General features: G+C 60.5%; 19 protein-coding genes. 8 read left to right on the forward strand and 11 right to left on the reverse strand.

Annotated features, from left to right (window positions below):
- Positions 1-38 precede the first annotated feature (38 nt).
- The 4 genes from ABD837_RS17360 to miaA all read left to right on the forward strand — a co-directional run bounded on the left by ABD837_RS17360 (position 39) and on the right by miaA (position 6,019).
- On the forward strand, positions 39-1,166 hold the full coding sequence (locus tag ABD837_RS17360) for a glycosyltransferase (protein ID WP_345056991.1): 1,128 nt from the start codon (positions 39-41) through the stop codon (positions 1,164-1,166).
- Between the two features lie 43 nt (positions 1,167-1,209).
- A complete protein-coding gene (locus ABD837_RS17365; protein WP_345056992.1) occupies positions 1,210-2,886 on the forward strand; it encodes an amidase in 1,677 nt (558 codons plus the stop codon).
- Positions 2,887-3,016: 130 nt separating this feature from the next.
- The gene (locus ABD837_RS17370; RefSeq protein ID WP_345056994.1) at positions 3,017-5,020 is read left to right on the forward strand and encodes an OmpA family protein; all 2,004 of its coding nucleotides are present in this window, start codon (positions 3,017-3,019) and stop codon (positions 5,018-5,020) included.
- Positions 5,021-5,083: 63 nt separating this feature from the next.
- On the forward strand, positions 5,084-6,019 hold the full coding sequence (gene miaA / locus ABD837_RS17375; RefSeq protein WP_345056996.1) for a tRNA (adenosine(37)-N6)-dimethylallyltransferase MiaA: 936 nt from the start codon (positions 5,084-5,086) through the stop codon (positions 6,017-6,019).
- A gap of 125 nt (positions 6,020-6,144) precedes the next feature.
- Here miaA and pfkA read toward each other — a convergent pair whose 3' ends face one another.
- The gene (gene pfkA / locus ABD837_RS17380) at positions 6,145-7,116 is read right to left on the reverse strand and encodes a 6-phosphofructokinase (RefSeq protein ID WP_345056998.1); all 972 of its coding nucleotides are present in this window, start codon (positions 7,114-7,116) and stop codon (positions 6,145-6,147) included.
- Between the two features lie 231 nt (positions 7,117-7,347).
- Here pfkA and ABD837_RS17385 point away from each other — a divergent pair, with 231 nt between their 5' ends.
- The gene (locus ABD837_RS17385) at positions 7,348-7,809 is read left to right on the forward strand and encodes a tellurite resistance TerB family protein (protein WP_345057000.1); all 462 of its coding nucleotides are present in this window, start codon (positions 7,348-7,350) and stop codon (positions 7,807-7,809) included.
- Positions 7,810-7,911: 102 nt separating this feature from the next.
- Here ABD837_RS17385 and ABD837_RS17390 read toward each other — a convergent pair whose 3' ends face one another.
- The 4 genes from ABD837_RS17390 to ABD837_RS17405 all read right to left on the reverse strand — a co-directional run bounded on the left by ABD837_RS17390 (position 7,912) and on the right by ABD837_RS17405 (position 10,864).
- On the reverse strand, positions 7,912-9,126 hold the full coding sequence (locus ABD837_RS17390) for an aspartate aminotransferase family protein (RefSeq protein WP_345057002.1): 1,215 nt from the start codon (positions 9,124-9,126) through the stop codon (positions 7,912-7,914).
- A 143-nt stretch (positions 9,127-9,269) separates the two neighbouring features.
- Positions 9,270-9,755: a hypothetical protein gene (locus ABD837_RS17395; RefSeq protein WP_345057004.1), complete on the reverse strand. Its 486-nt coding sequence runs from the start codon at positions 9,753-9,755 to the stop codon at positions 9,270-9,272.
- Positions 9,756-9,780: 25 nt separating this feature from the next.
- The gene (locus tag ABD837_RS17400) at positions 9,781-10,248 is read right to left on the reverse strand and encodes a hypothetical protein (protein WP_345057006.1); all 468 of its coding nucleotides are present in this window, start codon (positions 10,246-10,248) and stop codon (positions 9,781-9,783) included.
- A 67-nt stretch (positions 10,249-10,315) separates the two neighbouring features.
- The gene (locus tag ABD837_RS17405) at positions 10,316-10,864 is read right to left on the reverse strand and encodes an RNA polymerase sigma factor (RefSeq protein ID WP_345057008.1); all 549 of its coding nucleotides are present in this window, start codon (positions 10,862-10,864) and stop codon (positions 10,316-10,318) included.
- A gap of 125 nt (positions 10,865-10,989) precedes the next feature.
- Between ABD837_RS17405 and ABD837_RS17410 the strand changes: the two genes are divergently transcribed.
- The 3 genes from ABD837_RS17410 to ABD837_RS17420 all read left to right on the forward strand — a co-directional run bounded on the left by ABD837_RS17410 (position 10,990) and on the right by ABD837_RS17420 (position 14,364).
- On the forward strand, positions 10,990-11,637 hold the full coding sequence (locus ABD837_RS17410; protein ID WP_345057010.1) for a hypothetical protein: 648 nt from the start codon (positions 10,990-10,992) through the stop codon (positions 11,635-11,637).
- An 89-nt stretch (positions 11,638-11,726) separates the two neighbouring features.
- Complete coding sequence (locus tag ABD837_RS17415) at positions 11,727-12,161, forward strand: hypothetical protein (protein ID WP_345057012.1); 435 nt, start codon at positions 11,727-11,729, stop codon at positions 12,159-12,161.
- 418 nt (positions 12,162-12,579) lie between these two features.
- Positions 12,580-14,364: a serine hydrolase gene (locus ABD837_RS17420; protein WP_345057014.1), complete on the forward strand. Its 1,785-nt coding sequence runs from the start codon at positions 12,580-12,582 to the stop codon at positions 14,362-14,364.
- Positions 14,365-14,463: 99 nt separating this feature from the next.
- On the opposite strand, the gene ABD837_RS17425 is transcribed toward ABD837_RS17420, so the two are convergent.
- The 6 genes from ABD837_RS17425 to ABD837_RS17450 all read right to left on the reverse strand — a co-directional run bounded on the left by ABD837_RS17425 (position 14,464) and on the right by ABD837_RS17450 (position 21,232).
- A complete protein-coding gene (locus tag ABD837_RS17425; protein WP_345057016.1) occupies positions 14,464-15,420 on the reverse strand; it encodes a transketolase family protein in 957 nt (318 codons plus the stop codon).
- A gap of 49 nt (positions 15,421-15,469) precedes the next feature.
- Positions 15,470-16,102: a GldL-related protein gene (locus ABD837_RS17430; RefSeq protein ID WP_345057018.1), complete on the reverse strand. Its 633-nt coding sequence runs from the start codon at positions 16,100-16,102 to the stop codon at positions 15,470-15,472.
- Between the two features lie 2 nt (positions 16,103-16,104).
- Positions 16,105-17,466, reverse strand: coding sequence for a vWA domain-containing protein (locus ABD837_RS17435; RefSeq protein ID WP_345057020.1), 1,362 nt, complete (start codon positions 17,464-17,466; stop codon positions 16,105-16,107).
- Between the two features lie 145 nt (positions 17,467-17,611).
- Positions 17,612-18,499 (reverse strand): transketolase, encoded by an 888-nt coding sequence (locus tag ABD837_RS17440; RefSeq protein ID WP_345057022.1) that lies wholly within the window; start codon positions 18,497-18,499, stop codon positions 17,612-17,614.
- A gap of 107 nt (positions 18,500-18,606) precedes the next feature.
- Positions 18,607-19,056 carry a thioredoxin-dependent thiol peroxidase gene (gene bcp, locus ABD837_RS17445; protein ID WP_345057024.1) on the reverse strand — a complete coding sequence of 150 codons (450 nt, stop codon included), beginning with the start codon at positions 19,054-19,056 and terminating at the stop codon, positions 18,607-18,609.
- 175 nt (positions 19,057-19,231) lie between these two features.
- Positions 19,232-21,232 carry a M23 family metallopeptidase gene (locus tag ABD837_RS17450; RefSeq protein ID WP_345057026.1) on the reverse strand — a complete coding sequence of 667 codons (2,001 nt, stop codon included), beginning with the start codon at positions 21,230-21,232 and terminating at the stop codon, positions 19,232-19,234.
- Positions 21,233-21,346: the final 114 nt, after the last annotated feature.

Genomic DNA, 21,346 nt, shown 5'->3' on the forward strand with positions numbered 1-21,346 from the left:
CGCCGGGCCATTTGGGGCGGCGCGCCCGCTTTCGCTCCGTGCCCAACCCCCTCGCCCCCCGGCTGGTTTTCGCCGTGACCACCGATTTGTGCTTCGACCAGCGCATGCAGCGCATCTGCGGCAGCCTGGCCGCGGCGGGCTACCGGGTGCAGTTGGTGGGGTGGCAGCGGCCGGCCTCGCCCCCGCTCACGCCGCAGCCGTATGCCCAGCACCGGCTGCGCGGCTGGTTTCAGAAGGGCAAGCTTTTTTACCTCGAATACAACCTGCGGCTGCTGCTGTACCTGCTGGGCCAGCGGGCGGCGGCCTGGTGCGCCTGCGACCTCGACACGACCCTGCCCATGTGGCTGCGCGCCCGCCTGGGCGGCCAGCCGCTGGTGTACGACGCCCACGAGCTGTTCACGGAAGTACCCGAAGTGGTGGCCCGGCCCGCCGTGCAACGCCTGTGGCGGGCAGTAGAGCGGTTTATCGTGCCGCGCGCCCGGCTGGCTTATACCGTAGGGCCGGCCCTGGCGCGCCTGTTCGAAGTGCGGTACGGCCGCCCTGTTGGCGTGGTGCGCAACGTGAGCCGCTATGCCCGTGAGCCCTTTCTCGCAACAGCTGGCAGCTACATTCTTTACCAAGGCGCGCTGAACGTGGGGCGCGGTCTGGAGCAACTACTCGATGCAATGCCGGAGGTAGCCGGTCGGCTGGTGATTTGTGGCGAAGGCGACTGCTCGGCCGCGCTGCGGACCCAGGCCGGCCGGCTGGGGCTGCTGGATTCGGGCAAAGTTGAGTTTCGGGGGTTTGTGCTGCCGCAGGAGCTGCGCGAGGTGACCCAGCAGGCAGCAGTGGGCATTATGCTGCTGGAAAATGTGGGGTTGAGCTACTATTACTCCCTAGCCAACAAGTTCTTCGACTACGTACACGCCGGCATTCCGCAGGTCCTCATCGACTTCCCCGAATACCGGGCCCTCAACGACGAATTTGACGTGGCCGAGTTAGTGCCCGACCTTGCCCCGGCTACGTTGACCGCCGCCCTCAACCGCCTGCTGCCCGGCGGCGACGTAGCCCGCTACCAGCACCTGGCCGCCAATTGCCGCGCCGCCGCCCCGCAACTCAGCTGGCAGCACGAGGAACAGGAGCTGCTGCGGCTGTGGAGGCGAGTGGTGCAGCTCCCGGCACATTGAAATTTATTTGCATCCTCTACAATTTATTCAGGCCTTTATACTCATGAAAAAAATTCTCTCTGCCCTGCTGCTCGGCACAGCCTGCTTTGCTACCGGAGCTTTCGTAGCCCGGCCCACGGCTCCCGACGAAATAACGGTGCCCATGCTGCGCACAGCCCAGCAGCTGTTCGGCTTGAACTTCAACGATGCGCAACTCGACTCGACCCGCCGCAACCTGAGCGGCTACCGCGACAGCTACGAGGCGTTGCGCAAAGTGCCGCTGCCCAACAGCGTGGCCCCGGCCGTGGGCTTCGACCCGCGCCCGCTGCACATGCGGCAGGCCCAGCTGAGCGGAGGCGGAAGTGCTGGCCGGCTGCCGGCTACGGGCAAAGTGGCGCTGCCCGCCAACCGCGACGACCTGGCCTTCTACACGGTGCGCCAGTTAAGCGAACTGCTGCGCACCAAGCAAATTACTTCGGAAGCACTGACCACGTTCTTTTTGGCCCGTCTGAAGAAGTATGACCCGCAGCTGCACTGCGTCATCACCCTCACCGAAGACCTGGCTTACCAGCAAGCCAAGCAGGCCGACGCCGAAATCAAGGCCGGCCGGTACCGGGGGCCGCTGCACGGCATTCCGTTTGGGGTGAAGGACTTATTCAGCGCCAAAGGCTACAAAACCACCTGGGGCTCGGTGCCTTTTAAGGAGCAGGTACTGGACGAGGACGCCGCCGTGGTGGAACGCCTGCGCGAAGCCGGCGCGGTGCTGGTGGCCAAGCTCACGCTGGGCGAGCTGGCGCAGGGCGATGTGTGGTTCGGTGGCAAAACCCGCACGCCCTGGGATGTAACCAAGGGCTCCAGCGGGTCGTCGGCCGGGTCGGCTTCGGCGGTGGCGGCGGGGTTGCTGCCGTTTGCCATTGGCACCGAAACCCTGGGCTCCATCCTTAGCCCGAGCACGGCCTGCGGGGTGACGGGCCTGCGCCCCACCTACGGCCGGGTGAGCCGCGCCGGGGCCATGGCCCTGAGCTGGACCATGGACAAAGCCGGCCCGCTGGCTCGTTCGGCCGAGGACTGCGCCATCGTGCTGGCCGCCCTCACCGCCGCCGGCCCCGATGCCCGCGACCCTGCCACCATGCTGGCCCCCAACCGCTTCGAGTACGCTTTCGGCAACAGCATCAAAAAGCTGCGCGTGGGCTACATCAAAAAGGCTTTTGACCAAGACTACCCCACTAAGGCCAACGACCTGGCCACCCTCGAAGTGCTGCGCAAGCTGGGCGTGGAGCTGGTGCCGCTGGAGCTGCCCGCCCTTTCGCCGGGCATGCTGCGCTTCATTCTCACGGCCGAAGGCGCGGCGGCGTTCGACGACCTCACCCGCTCGGGCCGCGACGGGCAGATGGTGCTGCAAAACCGCTCGGCCTGGCCCAATACCTTCCGCTCATCGCGCTTCATTCCGGCCGTCGAGTATATCCAGGCCCAGCGCGTGCGCAGCCTGCTCATCGAGCAGATGGATGCCCAGCTGAAGGGCTTCGACTGCTACATCACGCCCACGTTCAGCACCAGCCTGGTGCTCACCAACTTCACCGGCCACCCGGCCATAGCGCTGCCCAATGGCCTGACTGCCGCCGGCTTGCCTACCACCATCACCTTCCTGGGCCAGCTCTACGAAGAAGGCAAGCTTCTGGCGCTGGCCAAAGCCTACCAGGACGCAACCAGCTTCGACGAAAAGCACCCGCCGCTGCAATAGTGGCGGTTTGTGGCCGTTTTACCGGCCCTGCCAACCGGTGGGCCCGGCCCGGCAATGTGCGCTTGGGCAGTACCTTGCAGGTTACTACGGCGCGGCATTCGCTGCCCGCAGGTTGAATTTGCTCCGGCTTATGAGGTTTTTTCTGACGCTGGTTATGCTGCTGTGGGGCGCGGGGTTGCGAGCGCAGCCGGTGCCGCCGCCAGTTTTCACCGATGCGGCCGGGCGCTGCCAGCTCACGTATGCGAGCCCCTGGCAGCTGCAAAAAAGGCCCGCTACTGGTGCAACGGCCACCTTCCGGGCCGGCGATACGGCAGTGGTAGCCACCCTGCGCATTATGCCCTTGCCCGACGACCGCCGCGACTTCCGCCTGCTGGGCGAGGGCCGGCCCGACTCGGTGCGGCGGCGCCTGCTGGCCTTGCCGCTTGTGCATATTCTGCGGCTCGACCAGCGCGCCGGGGCCAGCTTCGATGAGGTGGCCTACGACTATTCTTTTGGGGGCAACCGGCCCGGCACGCGTACTCACGTAATGGGGCGTCAGCTGTGGCGGGGCGGCTACGAGTTTCGCGTCGAATACCGGGCCCGCGTCAGCCACGACAGCACCTATCTGGCGGCTGGTCAGGCACTGCTGGCCTCGTTTGCCTTCACCAGCACGCCCTGGGCCAGCCGCCGCTACGACGACCAGCTGTGCGATGGCAAGATGTACGGCATTTCGGCGCTGCACCAAGTTGATGGGCATTGGGAAGATGACTGCCGCAGCATCCACGAGTTTATCGCAGACGACCCCACGGCCCCGCCCAAAGTGCACCGCCGGGTGCTGCCTTTCCAGTCCTATGCCCTGGCCAAAGGCTTCGATAACTGCCTGTACTCGGTAACCAAAGCTCCTACCGATGCGCCCGAGCGCGTGTACCGCTACGACCCCGCCACCCACAAAGGCGCTTACACTGATTGGGTCTTGCCCCCGCAAGGCGGCGAAAACGTCTGGATTTCAGCCAGTACCGACGACCGCGGCGACCTCTACTTTATGGCTTCCGACGCCAACCTGCTGGTGCGCATCAGCCCGCACGATGGCAAGGTGAGCACCGTCTGGACCGCCGACCCACTGCGCAAGGCCCCGTTTTACCCCTACATCGCCTTTGCTAGCGCCGGCACCCACGGCAACTTCTGTCTCGACGACTCGAACACCATGTACTTGGTGTACAGCACCGACGGCTCGCTGCTGAAAATCAACCTGCCCACCCAAAAGCCCTTTGCCGAGCAGATGTTTCTGAGTGGCCTGCCTGCCCGCGGTGGCTACAGCGACTTGCTGATGCAGAACGATGCCACCGGCCGCCGCCGCATGTACCTGGCCGGCCCGCACGGGCTGTACACCGTCGACCTGGCCAGGCACCAGGCCACCCGCCTGCGCAAGGGTACCTACACCGACCTGGCCGGCTGCAACCTGTTCCGGGTCGTGACGCCGCCCCACCCGGCCCCGCCGGCCCCCACCACTGCCACCTTAGAAGGCCGCGTGCTCGACGCCACAACGCTCCGTCCCCTACCCGCCGCCAGCCTCCGCCTCGACCGCCCCGAGGGCAGCGTGGGCGTACTGCTTTCGGCCAAAGGCGACTTCGCCTATACCAGCGCCACGCCCGGCCGCCCCTACCGCTACCACGCCGAGCACCCCGGGTACTTCCCTGGCGACAGCACCTGGGCCGCCGCCCCCGGCCCGCTAATGCACGACGTGCTGCTGCGCCCGCTGGCAGTTGGCGAAACGCTGTCCTTGGCACAGGTGCAGTTTGAGCAGAGCAAAGCGGTGCTGCTGCCCACCTCCTACCCCGCCCTGGGCCAGCTGGTGCGCCTCTTGGTCGATAACCCCGGCCTGCATATTGAGCTGCGCGGCCATACCGACAACGTGGGCCCGCCCGAAAAAAACGTTGTGCTTAGCGAGCAGCGCGTCGATGCGGTAATGGCTTACCTGGTGAGCCACGGCGTGGAGGCCCCGCGCATAACCGGCTTGGGCCTGGGGGGCGCCGAGCCCATTGCCAGCAACGAGCAGGAAGCCACCCGCCGCCTCAACCGCCGCGTGGAGTTCCGCATTACCGGCCTCGACCCGCCGTTGCAGGAAGCTTCCCCTTTTCCGGAGCCGCAGCCGTAGCGTGACGTTCTCAAAATTGGTCATCCTAAGCATTCTGCGACTAAATAGCTTCGTTTATCTCCCGTGTCTCTGCTCCCCCCACACATTATCGCCCGGCTCGCACCCACTGCCGCCGACCCGCGCCCTGTCCTGCTGACAATAGCCGGGCCCACGGCGGTGGGCAAAACCGCCCTGTGCGTACAGTTGGCTCAGCAATTCGGCACTGAAATAGTGTCGGCCGACTCGCGCCAGTTTTTTCGTGAGCTCAGCATTGGCACAGCCAAGCCTACTCCGGCTGAAATGCAGGGCGTGCCGCACCACTTCATCAACAGCCACAGCATTGCGCAGGACTACAGCGCCGGGCGCTTTGCCACCGATTGCCACGCCGTGCTGGCCGACTTGTTCAAGCAACACCCCGTCGTCATCCTCACCGGCGGCTCGGGCCTCTACGTGCAGGCCGTGACGGACGGCCTCGATGCCCTGCCCGACGTGCCGCCCGAGGTGCGGGCCCAGTTGCACAGCGAACTGGCAACCCACGGCTTGCCCCACCTCGTGGCCGAGCTGGCTGCAACCGACCCGGTCGCCCACGCCCGCATCGACCAACAAAATCCCCAGCGCATTGTGCGTGCCCTCGAAATCACGCGAGCGACCGGCCGGCCTTTTTCCAGTTTCCACACTGTCGGCCCACCGCCCGAAAACCCACTTTTCCGCAATGTGAAAGTGGCGCTCACCCGCGAACGGGAGGAGTTGTACCAGCGTATCAACCTGCGCGTTGAGCACATGCTCGCCGCGGGCCTGCTCGATGAGGTACGCGGCATAATGACCTACCGCCACCACCATGCGCTGCAAACCGTGGGCTACACGGAAATATTCGGCTTTCTGGATGGCGAGTACGACTGGGACGAAGCCGTGCGCCTGCTCCAGCGCAACACCCGCCGCTACGCCAAGCGCCAGCTTACGTGGCTGCGCCGCGACACGGCGTATGAGTGGGTAGATTTGAGCAATATGCCCGTAAAGTAGAACGTCATGTTGAGCGAAGTCGAAGCATCTCGCGTGCAATAGCGACTCAATCGAATGAATTACTACAACACGCGAGATGCTTCGGCTACGCTCAGCATGACGTCCTTTTTTGTGCCATTTAAGCGCTACACGCTCAGTATCTCGACCATCCGCATAAAGCTCTGGTTGATAAGCTTCTTCTTGTTGATGGTATCAATGAACGGGGTGTACACCAGCTTTTTGTCTACAATACCGGCCATCACGTTGCGCATGCCGTTCATCAGGCCTTCTACGGCCGCAATGCCGATTTGCGAGCCGAGCAGGCGGTCGGCAGCCGTAGGTGAGCCGCCCCGCTGAATGTGGCCGATAACAGTAACGCGGGTATCGAGCTGCGGAATGGCTTCCTTTACGCGGGCTGCGGTGTTGGTGGCATTGCCTTCGTCTTCACCCTCGGCCACAATCACGATAAACGAGGTTTTCGAACGCTTCCAACCGGCCTGTAGCGTATCAATCACAACGTCCACGCTCATTTGGGTTTCCGGAATCATCACGATTTCGGCCCCGCCGCCGATAGCACATGGAATGGCGATGTAGCCCGAGTCGCGGCCCATTACTTCCACGAAAAAGCAGCGGTCGTGCGAGTCGGCCGTGTCGCGGATTTTGTCGATGCAGTCTAGCGCCGTATTCACGGCGGTGTCGTAGCCAATGGTGTAGTCGGTGCCGTACAGGTCGTTGTCGATGGTGCCCGGCGCGCCCACAGTTGGGATACCAAACTCTTCCTCAAAAATCATGGCCCCGGTGAAGGTGCCATTGCCGCCAATGGCCACCAAACCCTCGATGCCATTGTTCACCAGCTGGTCGAAGGCCTGCTGACGGCCTTCCTTGGTCATAAACTTCTGGCTGCGGGCTGACTTCAGGATGGTGCCGCCCTTCTGCACAGTGTTGGATACCGAAGCCGAATCGAGCCGCACGAACTCGCCCTTAATCATGCCGCTGTAACCCCGCATAATGCCGTATACTTCAATGCCGTGGTACGTGGCCGTACGCACTACCGCCCGGATTGCGGCGTTCATGCCCGGCGCATCGCCTCCACTCGTAAAAACCGCAATTCTCTTCATCTGAACATTCATATAGCAAGCAGGCGCGCAAACTGCACCCAAACCCCGCAAAGTTGGCGAAACGAATGCAAACCCTCAACTAACTGCCTAAGATTCGCGTAAAACCACTGATTAGCATTTTTCTGATTTCGGTAATATTCCCGCAACAACCGGCCTGTTTTCCGTGTATCTTACCAATGAAATCGAGGTTTCGATTGAGAAATTATCTTTTCACCCTTAATTCCCACGTTTATGTTCGGATTTTTTCAAAATGAGCAAGCCAAAAAAATAAAGGGCCATTTGCTAAATCTCGCGGCGCTGGCGAAAGCCGACGGACACATCGACGCGCGGGAAATGAACTTTATTATTGCGGTGGGCAAGAAGAATGGCATCAGCTCGTCGGAAGTGCAGGAGTTGGTATCGGGTGCCAAAGGCACCAGCAGCGACCTGCCTACCAACGATTCCGAGCGGTTCGACCAGATTTTTGACCTCGTGGACATGATGCTCGCCGATGGCATCGTGGACGATACAGAAATGGATTTTTGCATTATGATGGCTGAGAAGCTCGGCTTCCGCAAGGCCATTGTGGGCGTGTTGGTACGCAAAATTTCGCAGGGTGTGAAGGATGGTCATCCCCGCGAGCGCATCAAGGAAGAAAGCAACCAGTTCCTGAACTACAACGAGTTGCCGCGTCCCATCGTCAACCTGAACTAGCGTTTACTTGTCCGCCGCTTCGGCGGTTGTTCCGGCCCGTTGGGGGTGGCTCGCTCGGCGGGCTGCACCAACGGACCGGCTGCATTACGGGCAAACCCGGTCCTATTCGCCAGCCACGTAGGCAATGGCCCGCAACAAGGCCGCGCAGGCCTCGTCAATCTCCGTTTCGGAGATGGTGAGTGGTGGGGCCAGCCGCAGCGAGTTGTCGCAGAACAAGAACCAATCCGTCAGGACACCCTCGTGCTCCAGCGCCCGGTCGATGATGGGCTTGAGGACAGCAAATGAGTCGAATTCCACCGCCATCAGCAGCCCGCAACCCCGTACGGTCCGAATGGCAGGGTGCTGCAGCTGCGCCCGAAACCGGGCGGCTTTGGCAGTTGCGCCGGCCGGCAGCTGCTCGTCCTGCATGATTTGCAGGGTAGCCAGGGCCGCCGCGCAACTCACCGGGTGTCCGCCGAAGGTGGTGCAGTGCCCCAGAATGGGGTTGGTTTTGAAGCCCGACATGATTTCGGTGCTCGATATAAACGCGCCAATGGGCATGCCGCCACCCATGCCTTTGGCACACACCAGAATATCGGGCTCGATGCCGAACTGCTCGAACGCCCACATAGTGCCGGTACGCCCGTAGCCGCACTGTATCTCGTCGAGAATGAGCAGCGCGCCTACTTCGCGGCAGCGGCGGCGCAGCGCCGGCAGGTAGTAAGACGAGGGCACGCGCACGCCCGCTTCCCCCTGCACGGTTTCGATGACTACGGCTGCCGTACGCTCAGTGATGAGCATCAGGTCAGCAAAGTCGTTGTGGCGAATGTGACGCACGTCGGGCAGCAGGGGGCGGAAGCTGTTTTTGAAACCCTCGGAGCCGGTGATGGACAGGGCGCCGTGGGTGGAGCCGTGGTAGGCGTTGAGGCAGGAAATAAGCTCGGTGCGGCCGGTGTGGCGCTTGGCCAGCTTCAGGGCGCCCTCGATGGCCTCGGTGCCGGAGTTGGTGAAGTAGACGGAATCGAGGTGGGCCGGCAAGGTTTGGTGCAAGGCCTGAGCCAGCTGCGCGGGCACGGCCTGTACCAACTCGCCATACACCATCAGGTGCAGGTACTTGTCGAGCTGGGCCTGAATGGCCGCCAGTACGCGCGGGTGGCGGTGGCCCACGTTGCTCACGCCAATGCCCGAAATAAGGTCGAGGTAGCGGCGGCCGTCGGGGGCGTACATGTACACCCCTTCGGCCCGCTCAATTTCCAGCAGCAGCGGAAAATCGGAGGTTTGGGCCTGGTGGCGGAGGAATAATTGGCGCGGCGTAACGACGGAGGGTGAGGAATTCAACGGCTGGGACGGCTTTTCTGGTGGTTGGGCGAGCAATTACTCGCACTATTCTCAACCACCTATTCGGCCATTTGATTATCCCACAAAAGTAAAGAGGCCGCTGCGGGGGCAGCGGCCTCTTGAAAAAATGAGCAAGCGCCGGCTTAGTCGTTGCCGATTCCAGCCTGCCCGGCCCCACCGCCCCCACCGGCCACGCGCCTGATAACTTCCTTGGTGAAGTCGCGCTCGGCCTGAAACAGCTGGGCCACTTGGCGCAGGGAAATTACTTTCTGGAACTTCTCGAAGTACTCCTTTTCGAGGTTCAGCTCTTGCTGGCGGGTGTTGAAAGACTGCGTGAAGTTTTCGCGCAGCTGCTGGTCAGTCATGCCTTCGGTGATGTCGCGGCGCAGCAGGCGGCCACTGCGGTTCAGCTCGCGCCGGCGGTCGGAAAACTCGTTGTAGAGCGGCCAGAACTTCTGGGCCTGCTCCTGCGTGAGCGACACGCGGTTGGTAATGAAAGCAATTTTGGCGTTCTCGAGCTGGCCGAGGCGCTGGGCCCGGCGGCCGCCCTGGGCCTGTGCGGCCGGGGCCAGCAACAGCAGCAGTGCTGCCAAGCTCAGGAATCGCAATACGGATGAGAAAACGGACATGGTTCTGAAACGGAAGAGCAGGTAATTATAGATAAGTAGGGTCGTCGGTGGGCTGAGCGTCGAGCGCGTCGTTCAACTCTTCGTCCGACACGCGCAGAAATCCTTTTGCAATGTCAGGATGCGCGGCGGTGAGGGTGGCCAAATCGGATGACTCCACGCGGGCACCGCTTGTGAGCAGGTAGTTGGCCAGCTCGGTGCGGGGCACGGCATCGAGGGCAGCAGTACCAGCGGTGGCGGGCACCAGCGGAGCGGAGCCGCTCAGGTAGAAGGAGGCCGCAAAGCCCCCCAGTACGGCCACCGAGGCCAGCCCCGTGCGCAATGCCGGCGAGAGGAACGCGAACCAACCCCAGGCCGTGGAAGCATCACGGGCGTCGGCCTGCGGCAGGCGGGCCATGATGCGGGTAGGTAATTTATCGAAGTAGTCGGCGGGCGGCTCGCTCAGCAGCGGGCGGGGCCGCCGAGGGTGCGCGTCGAGCTTAAAAGCAGGTTTCATGAGCGTTGGATGATAATGAGGGGCGAACGTTTAATGCAACGGATAAAAAATAGGATAGGTAGCGGGGCTAATCATCGGTGTTGCGGGTAACGTATTCTTCCACCTTCTTCACGGCGTGGTGGTAGCTGGCTTTCAGGGCGCCTACGCTGGTGCCGGTTACTTCGGCCATTTGCTCGTAGGGCATTTCGTCGTAGTAGCGCAGGTTGAAGACGAGGCGTTGCTTGTCGGGTAGGCGCAGAATGGCTTTTTGCAGCTTTAGCTCAATTTCGTCGCCGGCAATGGCGGGGTCGGCTTCTATTTTAGCAGCCAACTCGGCCCCCACGTCCGTGAGCGGCAACAGGAACTTGCGGCGCTTGCTGCTGAGGAAGTTCAGGCACTCGTTGGTGGCAATGCGGTAAATCCAGGTGAAAAGCTGGGCATCCTGCCGGAAGTTCTCGAGGTGCTTCCACACCTTCACAAACACGTCCTGGGTGAGGTCGTCGGCGTCGTCGTGGTCCACCACCATTTTGCGCACGTGCCAGTACACCTTGCTCTGGTACTTGCGCACGAGCTGGTTGAAGGCCAGGTTGCGGCTGGCGGGGTCCTGGAACTTGAGGAGAATTTCGTGGTCTTCCAAACGCGCGATACTAGCAAAAACGGCTTCTTGGAGGGCTTAAAGTTGGCAATGTTTAACCGAGGCAAAAATATTTCCCATCTTTAGCCTGGCTTTCCACTTCATATTCCAGCCCAGCAACTTGTTAAATGCCTTCTAAAACGTTTTACCTCGACGATGCCCGCACCGAGCCCCTCACTGCCAGTTGGGGCTTTCTCTTCCGCAACTTCACCGTCAGCTACGCCGGAAATGCTTTAGAGCCAACCAACCCGGAAGCGACCATTGCCCAAGGCCGCCAGTATCGCCTGCCCGACGGCCGCATTTTCTCGGCGCAGCACAAGCAGAACAGCTACCCACAGGAAATGGAGCTGCTCATTGAGGGCCAGCCGGTACCCGGCAGCGGCACTCATCCGCAAGAGCGCATCAAGCAAGCGTGGTACGCCCTGCTCTTTATCGGGGTAATGAGTATTGGCTTTGGGCTATGGGCAGAACTCGGCCAAGTTGCGGTTTTGCTTCAGAATAGTATCGGTTGGGGTTCTTTCGGCGAGGGTATTATTTTCGTGGCCTTGGGCTGGCTGGGGTATTACCGACGCTCTGCGCTCGCCCTTACAATTGCCCTCGTCATTCTGGTTGTAGAAAGCCTTTTGAGCATTGGTTCTTCCTTGGCGATGGCACAAAGCGCAGCGCTAGGAGGTGTAGTCATACGGTTGTTTTTCTGCTTAACTGTATATCGCGGCATGAAGGCTGCCCGGCTGCTTCGGGCAGAAGATATCACATTAACTAATTCATCTACTTAACAGCCCTACAGGGCTCGTTTTGGCGCGATAAATGTTTAGCATCTGAGTAGCAGACATAGACTTTTCACACTACGTAGCTGCTACTACTCATGAAACCAACTTCACTCCTTACAGCCTGCTTGCTGGCACTTTCAAGCCTGACGGCGGTTCCTGCTTTTGCCCAACACCATGTTTCGGCTACGGTATCACAAAGCAATCAAACGAGCTTCAAAATTGAAGAACCCGCTTTTGTTATCTACCTCTCGAACGCAGGCCAAATAGCCGATTTTAGCGTCAACGCCAGGGGCAAATTTGCTTATGATTTGCACGGACGCTTAGAAAAAGCGGGCCCAATTGCCATCGACTACGATTTACACAACCGTATTGAGAAAATCGGTGATGAATCTATTTCGTACGATTTGCACGGCCGAGTAGAGAAAATTGGCACCTTGCGTATCTCCTACGACCTGCATAACCGCATCGACCAAATTGGGGACACCCGCATCTCCTACGACTTTCACGGCCGGGTCGACAACATCGACTGATAAAAGAGCTTAAACCGCCTGCTACCAAAAAGCCCCCGTAGCTTCTCAGTTGCGGGGGCTTTTTGGTTGTGCGAAAAGCTACTTCCGGTTCATCACCGCTGCTACAGCGGCCATGATGGCGGCATGGGTGATGCCATATTCTTTTCATCAATTGGTCCGGGGGTGCCTCTTTTGCCAAAACTGTAGTGCACGGCCACCAACTTCTGGGGCTGCGGCTCTTCGCAGGCCCGCAGGGCAATGCTGTCGCTGCGGCCGCCGTTCACCTTAAAACTGAATACCATCCTTGGGGATGTTGGGTTCTCTTTCAATGAAAAAACCCCGTTTTAATAAATAATATTATAAGTATTGTCTTATCATCGATACATTTGATGACTTGCCATATTGCCAAATATTCACTCATCCTCACATCACCATCTGCATGAAAGTACGGTTACACTATTACCTCCTGGGGCTGTTGCTCGTGGGAGCCAGCCAGGCCAATGCCCAGAAGCTGGACGTCAGGAAAAGGCTGAGCGGTTTCGATAAAACCGTGGGACAGATGCTAAAGGAATGGAATGTGCCGGGCTGCGGCATTGCCGTGGTGGTGAAGGACAAGCTAGTTTTTGCCCAGGGCTATGGCTTTCGCGACCTAGAAAAGAAGCTGCCGGTGACGCCCACCACCTTGTTCCCCATTGCGTCGAACACCAAGCTTTTCACCGCTAGCGCCGTGGGCCTGCTGGTGGAAGAAGGCAAGCTGGACTGGGACCAGCCGGTGAAGAAATATGTGCCGCAAATTCAGTTTTACAACGACGACCTGACGGCCAACATCACCATGCGCGACATGCTTTCGCACCGCACCGGCATGTCGCGGCACGACCGCATCTGGAGCGGCTCGAGTTTTAGTCGTCAGGAGCTGTTCGACCGATTGAAGTACTTGGAGCCCAGCCTGCCGCTGCGCCAGGGGTACTTGTACAACAACATGATGTACGCCGCCGCCGGGCACATTGTGGAGTTGCTATCGGGGCAAACCTGGGAGGAGTATGTGCGGACCAAATTCTTCGTGCCCCTGGGCATGTCGCGCACCATCTTCTCGTCGGTGGACATGCAGCAGCAGCCGGATTTCCTGACCGCCTACTACGAAAAGCGCGACACGACCACGCTGGCACCCTACCCTTTTTACACCCGCCAGCAGGGCGTGGGCCCGGCCGGCGCGATTGTATCCGACCTTAATGACATGTCGCATTGGCTGATTATGCAGATGCACGGCGGCAAATTCAACGGCAAGGTGGTGGTTCCCAATTCCGTGATTCGGGCCACCCTGCAGCCGGCGGCGCTGGCCGCCACGGTGCCGGACAAGTACTACGAGGAAATTAACTCGATGTACGGCATGGCGCGGTACACCTCCAGCTACAAGGGGCACTACCGCACCCAGCACGGCGGCTCCATCGGGGGCATCTACTCGCAGGTTTCGTTTATGCCGAACGACAGCGTCGGCGTGATTGTGTTTATGAACGGCGTGCACGCCCGGCCTATGCTCGACGGGCTAGTGAACACGGTGTACGACCGGGTGATGGGCCTGGAGGCCACGCCCTGGAACGAGCGCAACCTGAAAAACTACCGCCTCGCCAAAGCCACCGCGCGGGCCGCCCGCCGCAAGCCCGGCACCGACCGGGTGCTGAACACTCAGCCCTCGCACGCGCTGGCCGACTACGTGGGGCAATACGAGGACCCGGCCTACGGCGTACTCCAAATCAGCCAGGAGGCTGGTAAGCTGCGCTTCACGTTCAACGACAAGAGCTTGCCGCTGGAGCATTACCACTACGACCGTTTCACCTCCGCCAACGACGAAGTATTTGGCCAGTGGTCCTTTACCTTCGGGTCCGATGCGCAGGGCAACATTTCGCAGGCTCGAATCAGCATGGATGAAAAGGAAGTAGTGTTTGTTAAGAAGGCCGACGCCCGCCTGCAGGACCCTGGCTTTCTCAAAACCCTGGCCGGGCAGTACGAGCTAAACGGCAGCACGATGAACGTGGCATTCGGCAATAAAGAACTGACCATGAGCACGTCGCCCCTCACCCACCTGGACGCCTACAAAAACAACACCTTCCGAATGCGCGAGTTCTCGGACCGAACCGTTCAGTTTGCGCTGGACGCCAGCGGCAATCCCACCGGCTTCAACGTGACTCAAAACGGCATAACCGTACAATACAGCCGGAAGAAGTAGACACTGAGCCTTTCCCAGGAAGCCGAAAATCGAAAGCGTTTGTAACCAAAAAGCCCCCGCAGCCTTGTAGCTGCGGGGGCTTTTTGCTCGTGCACAGAATTACTTTTTCCGCTTCATCACCGCTTCCACAGCGGCCACAATGGCGGCATCGGTGAGGCCGTATTTCTCCATCAGCTGGTCGGGGGTGCCGCTTTCGCCGAAGCTGTCGTGCACGGCCACCATTTCCAGGGGCAGGGGCTCTTCGCGGGCCAGCAGCTGGGCGATGCTGTCGCCGAGGCCGCCGTTCATCTGGTGCTCTTCGGCCGTTACCACGCAGCCGGTCTTGCGGGCCGAAGCGAGGATGGCCTGCGCATCGAGCGGTTTGATGGTGTGGATGTTGATGATTTCGGCGTTGATGCCCTTTTCGGCCAGGAGCTTGCCGGCGAGCACGGCTTTCCACACCAAGTGGCCGGTGGCGAAGATGCTTACGTCGGTGCCTTCGTTCATCAGCCAGGCTTTGCCGATTTCAAACTTCTGGTCGGCGGGCGTGAAGTTGGGCACCACGGGGCGGCCGAAGCGCAGGTACACCGGGCCGTGGTGGTCGGCGATGGCGATGGTGGCGGCCTTGGTCTGGTTGTAGTCGCAGGGGTTGATGACGGTCATGCCGGGCAGCATTTTCATCATGCCCAGGTCTTCCAGAATCTGGTGGGTGGCGCCGTCTTCGCCCAGTGTGAGGCCGGCGTGTGAGGCACAGATTTTCACGTTCTTATCCGAATAGGCGATGCTCTGGCGAATCTGGTCGTAGACGCGGCCGGTGCTGAAGTTGGCAAACGTGCCCGTGAAGGGAATTTTGCCGCCAATGGTCATACCGGCGGCTACGCCCATCATGTTGGCCTCGGCAATGCCCACCTGGAAAAACCGCTCGGGGAAGGCCTTTTTGAAGGCATCCATTTTAAGCGAGCCGGTGAGGTCGGCACAGAGGGCCACCACGTTGGGGTTGGAAGCACCCAGCTCGGCCAGGCCGGCGCCGAAGCCGCTGCGGGTGTCTTTCGATTCGGTGTAGGGAAAGTCTTTCATGGGGAAGTTGGGTTGGGGCCGCGAGCGGCTGGGCGTTACAATTAAAGAACTAGCGCTGAGTGCGCTTTTGACGGAGGTACACCCGCAGCGCTTCATTAGCGGCACGGTCTTGTGGGTGATGCAGGTGAGTAATCATGAGCTCGATTAGCTGAGGGTCATCGCTGTGCAACTGGCGTATCAGGGTTTCTTCAGGCATAGAAAGCAGCAAGCCCCCCAGTACCGCCACGACAAATACTCGCCGGTTGATACGCTGATTTAAGGCAGAGACGAAAATGAATACCGCCAACAACGACACTCCAATCAGTAGCATCATTACTCCGCCTTTCCAAAACATCAGCTTGAATAACATTCCAATAAGCACGGTGGCTCCGCTGATGTACATCACTTTCGGAGCTAGAGTATCCAAAAAGAACGATTGGCTCGTCGTTACCGGAAATGAATTATCTGTACTAAAATACTGCTGAGGAAAATTAACTTCATCCAGCAATTTACGTGGTTCAAATGCTTTTAAATAGTACACTATTGCTAAGCCTCCCACACCAACAAGACTTAGTGTTTTACCCGCTCTCATGTGACTCCAAAGCAGTACGGCGGCCAGCACACTAAGAAAACTGTAAATCAGCTCTGGTTTAGGCAGCATGACGTCGTACAGAAAGCTCTTTTGGGGTTCAGTCGCTTCCATAATTACTTCCCGAAAATGGCTACTGAAGTCGTCTGCCCGCTGCGGATACTGAAATTGCGCACATCCGTAAACCTGCTGCCGTTGCTGGTGCCCGTGCGAAACACCAGCCGGTAGGCGCCCGGCTGCATCGGCAGGTTCATTTTGCTGTTACCACCTTCGGGCAGGCTGTAAATCCAGGTTTGTGATTCATCGTCGTTCAGCTGGTAAATGCTGCCGTAGCCTTTGAGGTCGGAGGTGATGTTGAGCGTGCCGGGCGCGGCGTAGGTCACGGCGGTTTCCTGGCCTTGCTTGATGGTGAGGCGGCGCACGATGCGCGGTAGGGTCAGTACCTCGACTTCGTAGTTGCCGGCCAGCAGTTTCTGGCGGCTGCCGAAGTTGCCGGCCGTCACGGTGGTGCGGTCGGGGGTGCGCACCACGGCGCGCATGGTGCCGTAGGGGTTGGGCGTGAGCTGCGGGCTTTGGAGTGCGAGCGTGCCCTGCGGCGTTTTGTAGGTGAGCACGTTGGCCTTGCCGGGCGTGATGGCCAGGCTGGCCTGGCGTACGGGTGGCACGGTGTTGATGACGAGGTCGTAGCTCTGGAGCGCGTCGATGTCGAGCACGTCGGCGCGGCCTTGGGCGTCGCGGTAGTGCACGTAGTTGTACTCGGGCTGGCCGGTCACGTTGTTCACGAAAGTGAGGTTGACGTTGCTTTCCACGGGCTTGCCGGCGGCATCCGTCAGGTTGACGGCGACGGTGGTTTTGCTCAGTGTTTTGGCGATAACATCGTTCATCACCGTGCGGAACGTGGCGACCTCGGCAGCGTTGTAGTACTGCCCCAGGCATTCGAGCTGCTTACCAAAATCCCGCTCGGCCCCAATCCCAATCACAAACGGCTTCAGGAACACGCGCTTGCGCTGCAGGGCCAGCGAGGCCGCGCAGGGGTCGCGGTTGCACGATTCGAGGCCGTCGGTAATGAGCAGCAGCACGTTGCGGGAGGTTTTATCGCTGGGGAAGTCGTTAGCCGACTGCTCCAGCGAGTAGGTAATGGGCGTATTGCCTTGGGCTTTGAGCTCCGCCAGCTTCTTATTGATGGCGGCCGCGTTGCGCGGCGCAAACGGTACTTCTAGGCGCGAGTCCTCGCAGTTCTTGTCGGCGTTCGGGTACTGGTGGCCGTACACGCGCAGGCCCAGCTCCAGGTTGGGGCAGGCGTTGAGCGAGTCGGCCATTTTGCTGAGCATGCGCTTGGCTACGTTCCAGCGGAGCTGGCCTTCCCACGGAGCCATCATCGAGCCCGAGGCATCGAGCAGGAAGAGAATGCGGGTGACTTTGGGTTTGGTGGGAGCGGCATTCTGAGCGGCTCCTATTCTACCAATGAGCAGAAGCAACAGTAGGGCTGCCCAACGAAACCTCACCCCCCAGCCCCCTCTCCGGTAGAGAGGGGGAGCTAAGCGAACTTCGAACGAAGTCGTCAGGCTCCCCCCTCTTTTTTGGAGAGGGGGGCCGGGGGGGTGAGGTTTGGCTAGCACAACGCTAATAGTCGCCGTTGGTGCCCACTTTCAGCTGTTCCAGCGCTTCGGCCAGCTGCTTGTCGTTGGGTGCCACGCCGTGCCACTTGTGGCCGTCCATCATAAAGTCGACGCCGAAGCCCATTTTGGTGTCCATGATGAACATGATGGGTTTGGCTTTGCCGGTAGCGGCTACGCAGTTTTCGAGCATGGGCAGCAGCGCATCGAAGTGGTTGCCGTCGCCCTCGAACACCTGCCAGCCGAAGGCCTTGAACTTGGCGCCGATGTCGCCCAGGCCGCCGATTTCGTCGGTCGAGCCATCAATCTGCTGCCCGTTGCGGTCGACGATGGCCACGAGGTTGTCGATTTTGTGGTGCGAAGCGTAGAGGGCGGCTTCCCAGTTTTGGCCTTCTTCGAGTTCGCCGTCGCCCATCAGCACGAACACGCGCTGCTTGTCGCCGTTCATTTTCTTGGCCTGGGCCGCGCCGCAGGCCACGCTCAGGCCCTGGCCCAGCGAGCCCGAAGCCACGCGCACGCCGGGCAAGCCCTCGTGGGTGGTGGGGTGGCCCTGCAACCGCGAGTTCAGCTTGCGGAACGTGACCAGCTCGCTCACCGGGAAGTAGCCCGAGCGCGCCAAACACGAGTACATGGTGGCCGACGTGTGGCCGTTGGACAGGAAAAACAGGTCCTGGTCCTTGCCATCCATGTCAAAAGGCTCGGGGTGGTGCTTCATCACCTTGAAGTAGAGCGCAACCAGCAAATCGGTGATGCCAAGCGAGCCGCCGGGGTGGCCCGAGTTCACGGCGTGCACCATGCGCACGATGTCGCGCCGCACCTGGGCAGCAATTTCCTTGAGCTCGTCGATGGACTTTTCGGGGTGTTCGACAGTTTTGGCGGTGGTGGTATCGGACATAAGTCGGAAGTTGGGTTCGGAGGGTAAAGGTAAGCGAAGAGGAATAGCTAAATCAACACAATCGATTGATTATCCTCAATTCGCCAGAAACAACGTTTTTACAGGCCTTATTTCAGTAGCTGTGCGGTGTGTTCTTTGGTATCGGGGCGCTTGATGACTTTCTCAATCAGCCCATTTTCGTCAATCAGGAAAGTGGTGCGCACGGTACCCATGTAAGTTTTACCGTAGTTTTTCTTCTCCTGCCACACGCCGTAGTCAGCCACAATCTTCTTCTCCGTATCGACCAGCAGCGGGAACGGCAGGTCGTATTTGAGCGCGAATTTCTTGTGCGCGGTTTCCCCGTCGATGCTCACGCCAATGACCTGGATATTACTGGCTTTCAGCTCTTCCTGGTGGTCGCGCAGGTTGCAGGCCTGGGCGGTGCAGCCGGGAGTGTCATCCTTCGGGTAGAAGTAGAGGGCGACTTTCTGGCCGCGGTAGTCGTGCAGGCTGACGGTGTTGCCGTCCTGGTCCTGGGCGGTGAAATCGGGAGCGGGCTGGCCGGGTTCGGGGAGCATTGGCTTTGGTTATTTACTTAGTGAATATTTCGCCCGTCATGCTGAGTGCAGTCGAAGCATCTGGCGTGCCACCACTAATCCATTTCATCGAGTTGGATTGCTACCACAAGCGAGATGCTTCAGCTGCGCGGACGCCAGATAAGCATGACGTTCAATTCTTTGTGCTGCAAATCGGCTACAGACTTAACGGAATTACCCGCTCGTTGCCGGCCTGGTCCATCAGGCGCAGCTCGGCGGGGCCGCGCAGCCGGGGGCCCAGCGTGTCGCCGACCACGGTGAACAGTAGCGCTTTCTTGTGCTCGAAGCGCAGCATCCGGAACTGCCCGCCGATGAGCAGGCGGTAGCTGGCCAGGCCCGACATATCATCGCCCACGCGGAAAAACAGCTGGCCACCGGCCCGGCTTGTGAGGCTGCCCTCCGGGGCTTTGGTGTCGGTGAGGATGCGGTAAGATGCGAACTGCCGGATAACGGCGGTAATCTGGCCTTTCTCATCCCACTTGCCGCCCACGTAAGCCTTGCCACCAGCTTGCGTGGCCGCATAGATGGCCGTGCGCTGCGGGTCGGCGGGCGGGGTAGCGGGCTTAAGGGTGAGAACGGCCGTGTGGTAGAGCGGCTGCAGCGGCGAGCCCACAGTCCAGAATCCGCTGCCAGTGGCTTCGGGCTTGAAAGCGGTGTTCAGGTAAATGTTATCGAACAGCGTTTCGGGGCCGAAAGCCAGGTTGAGGTGGTTGGTGGCGTAGCTGAATTCCTTGTGGGCCGGAATCATCACCTGCCGGTCGAATTTCCTCGTGATGCTGCCGAAGCGCACCGAATCGGGCAGGCCGGCGCGCAGGTCGTAGAGGTACACGTTTTGCCCGTCCTGGGTGTAGCTGGGGCGCACTGCGAGACGGCGGTTGCCGCGCAGCAGCGTGAGGTTGGCCGGCACCGAATCGGCGGGGTTCTCGATAGCCACGGCCTTCAGCAGGTTGCGCACAATTTCGTAGCGCAGCGCCGGCTTGCGGGCCACTGCCGGACCGCTGCGGAAGTAGGCCGGCGCCTCGCCGCGCAACACCAGGTGCAGGGCCGTCTGGTTGTTGTAGGAGTCGGCCAGGGTTACATCGACGTTGTATATTTTGCCGGTCTCCACCGTCAGGCGGCCTTTGCTGGGGCCGGTGGCGTACATCTGCAGGTCGTTGCCCTCATCCACCCACAGCTTTTGCAGGGTGCGCCCCTGGGTTTGCTGGTACAGGAAATCGACGAAGTTGGCCACCTGCCGCGTGCCCGTCGGAAACGGTATTGCATCGATGGCGTGCTGGTAGAATGGCTTGCCGTTCACCGCGATGCTCACCCGCTGGATGCCGTTGCGGTTCCAGGCATTGTCGAACCTATCGAAGCCCTGCACCAGCAGCCCCACCGGCCCGAAGGCGCTGATGGTGTCAGCCCAGGTGGTGGTCACGCCCGGCCCGGGCTGCACTTTCGGCGCGAATAGTGCCTTGGCAAAGACTTTTTTCACCCGCGACTCAATGGCCAGCGGCTCCAGCGCGAAGGCTTGCAGCGTGGGCGCCACGTGGTCCTGAATCTCGGCAAAGCCGCCCCACTGCAGCGGGTTGTACTGCCGGTCCTGGGCGTCGCGCACTTCCCAGTGCAGGTGCGGGCCGGCCGAGCCGCCGGTGTTGCCGCTCAGCGCCACCACCTCGCCGCGCTTCACCGGGTACCGGTCCTTCTCGAAGAAGGCTTCCAGCTCGTAGCTCTGCTTCTCGTACTGCCGGCGCAGCAGCTCGGCCGCAAACGCCCCCTTAAACTCGTTGAGGTGGCCGTACACCGTCGTCAGCCCGTTGGGATGCGTAATATAGAGCACGTTGCCGTAGCCGAACGACGACTGCTTGAGGCGCGACACGTAGCCATCGGCGGCGGCATACACGGGCTGGTTCACGCCACCGCCAGTCTTGATGTCGAGGCCACCGTGAAAGTGGTTGGGGCGCAGCTCGCCCATGCTGCCGGCCAGAAAGCCGGGCTTGCCCGGCGCAATCGGAAACAGGAAGTAGCCCGGGGCCACGGTGGGCCGGCCCGCACCCAGCATCTCGCTCAGGCTATGGTCGCGGTCGGATGAATCGGCTTCCTGGCCGCCTACTACACTTGGCAGGGCCGCCAATAGCGTCAGCACCAACCCGATAATCAGTTTTGCTTTATTCTTCAACTTCTATCTCTTTCAGAAAGCGCGTCATGCAGAGCGCAGCGAAGCATCTTGCCCGCAGTCACTAATTCAGTCAAAGCAACGAAGCGGGCAAGATGCTTCGCTGCGCTCTGCATG

This window comes from Hymenobacter glaciei, assembly GCF_039539585.1.
Lineage (GTDB): Bacteria > Bacteroidota > Bacteroidia > Cytophagales > Hymenobacteraceae > Hymenobacter > Hymenobacter glaciei.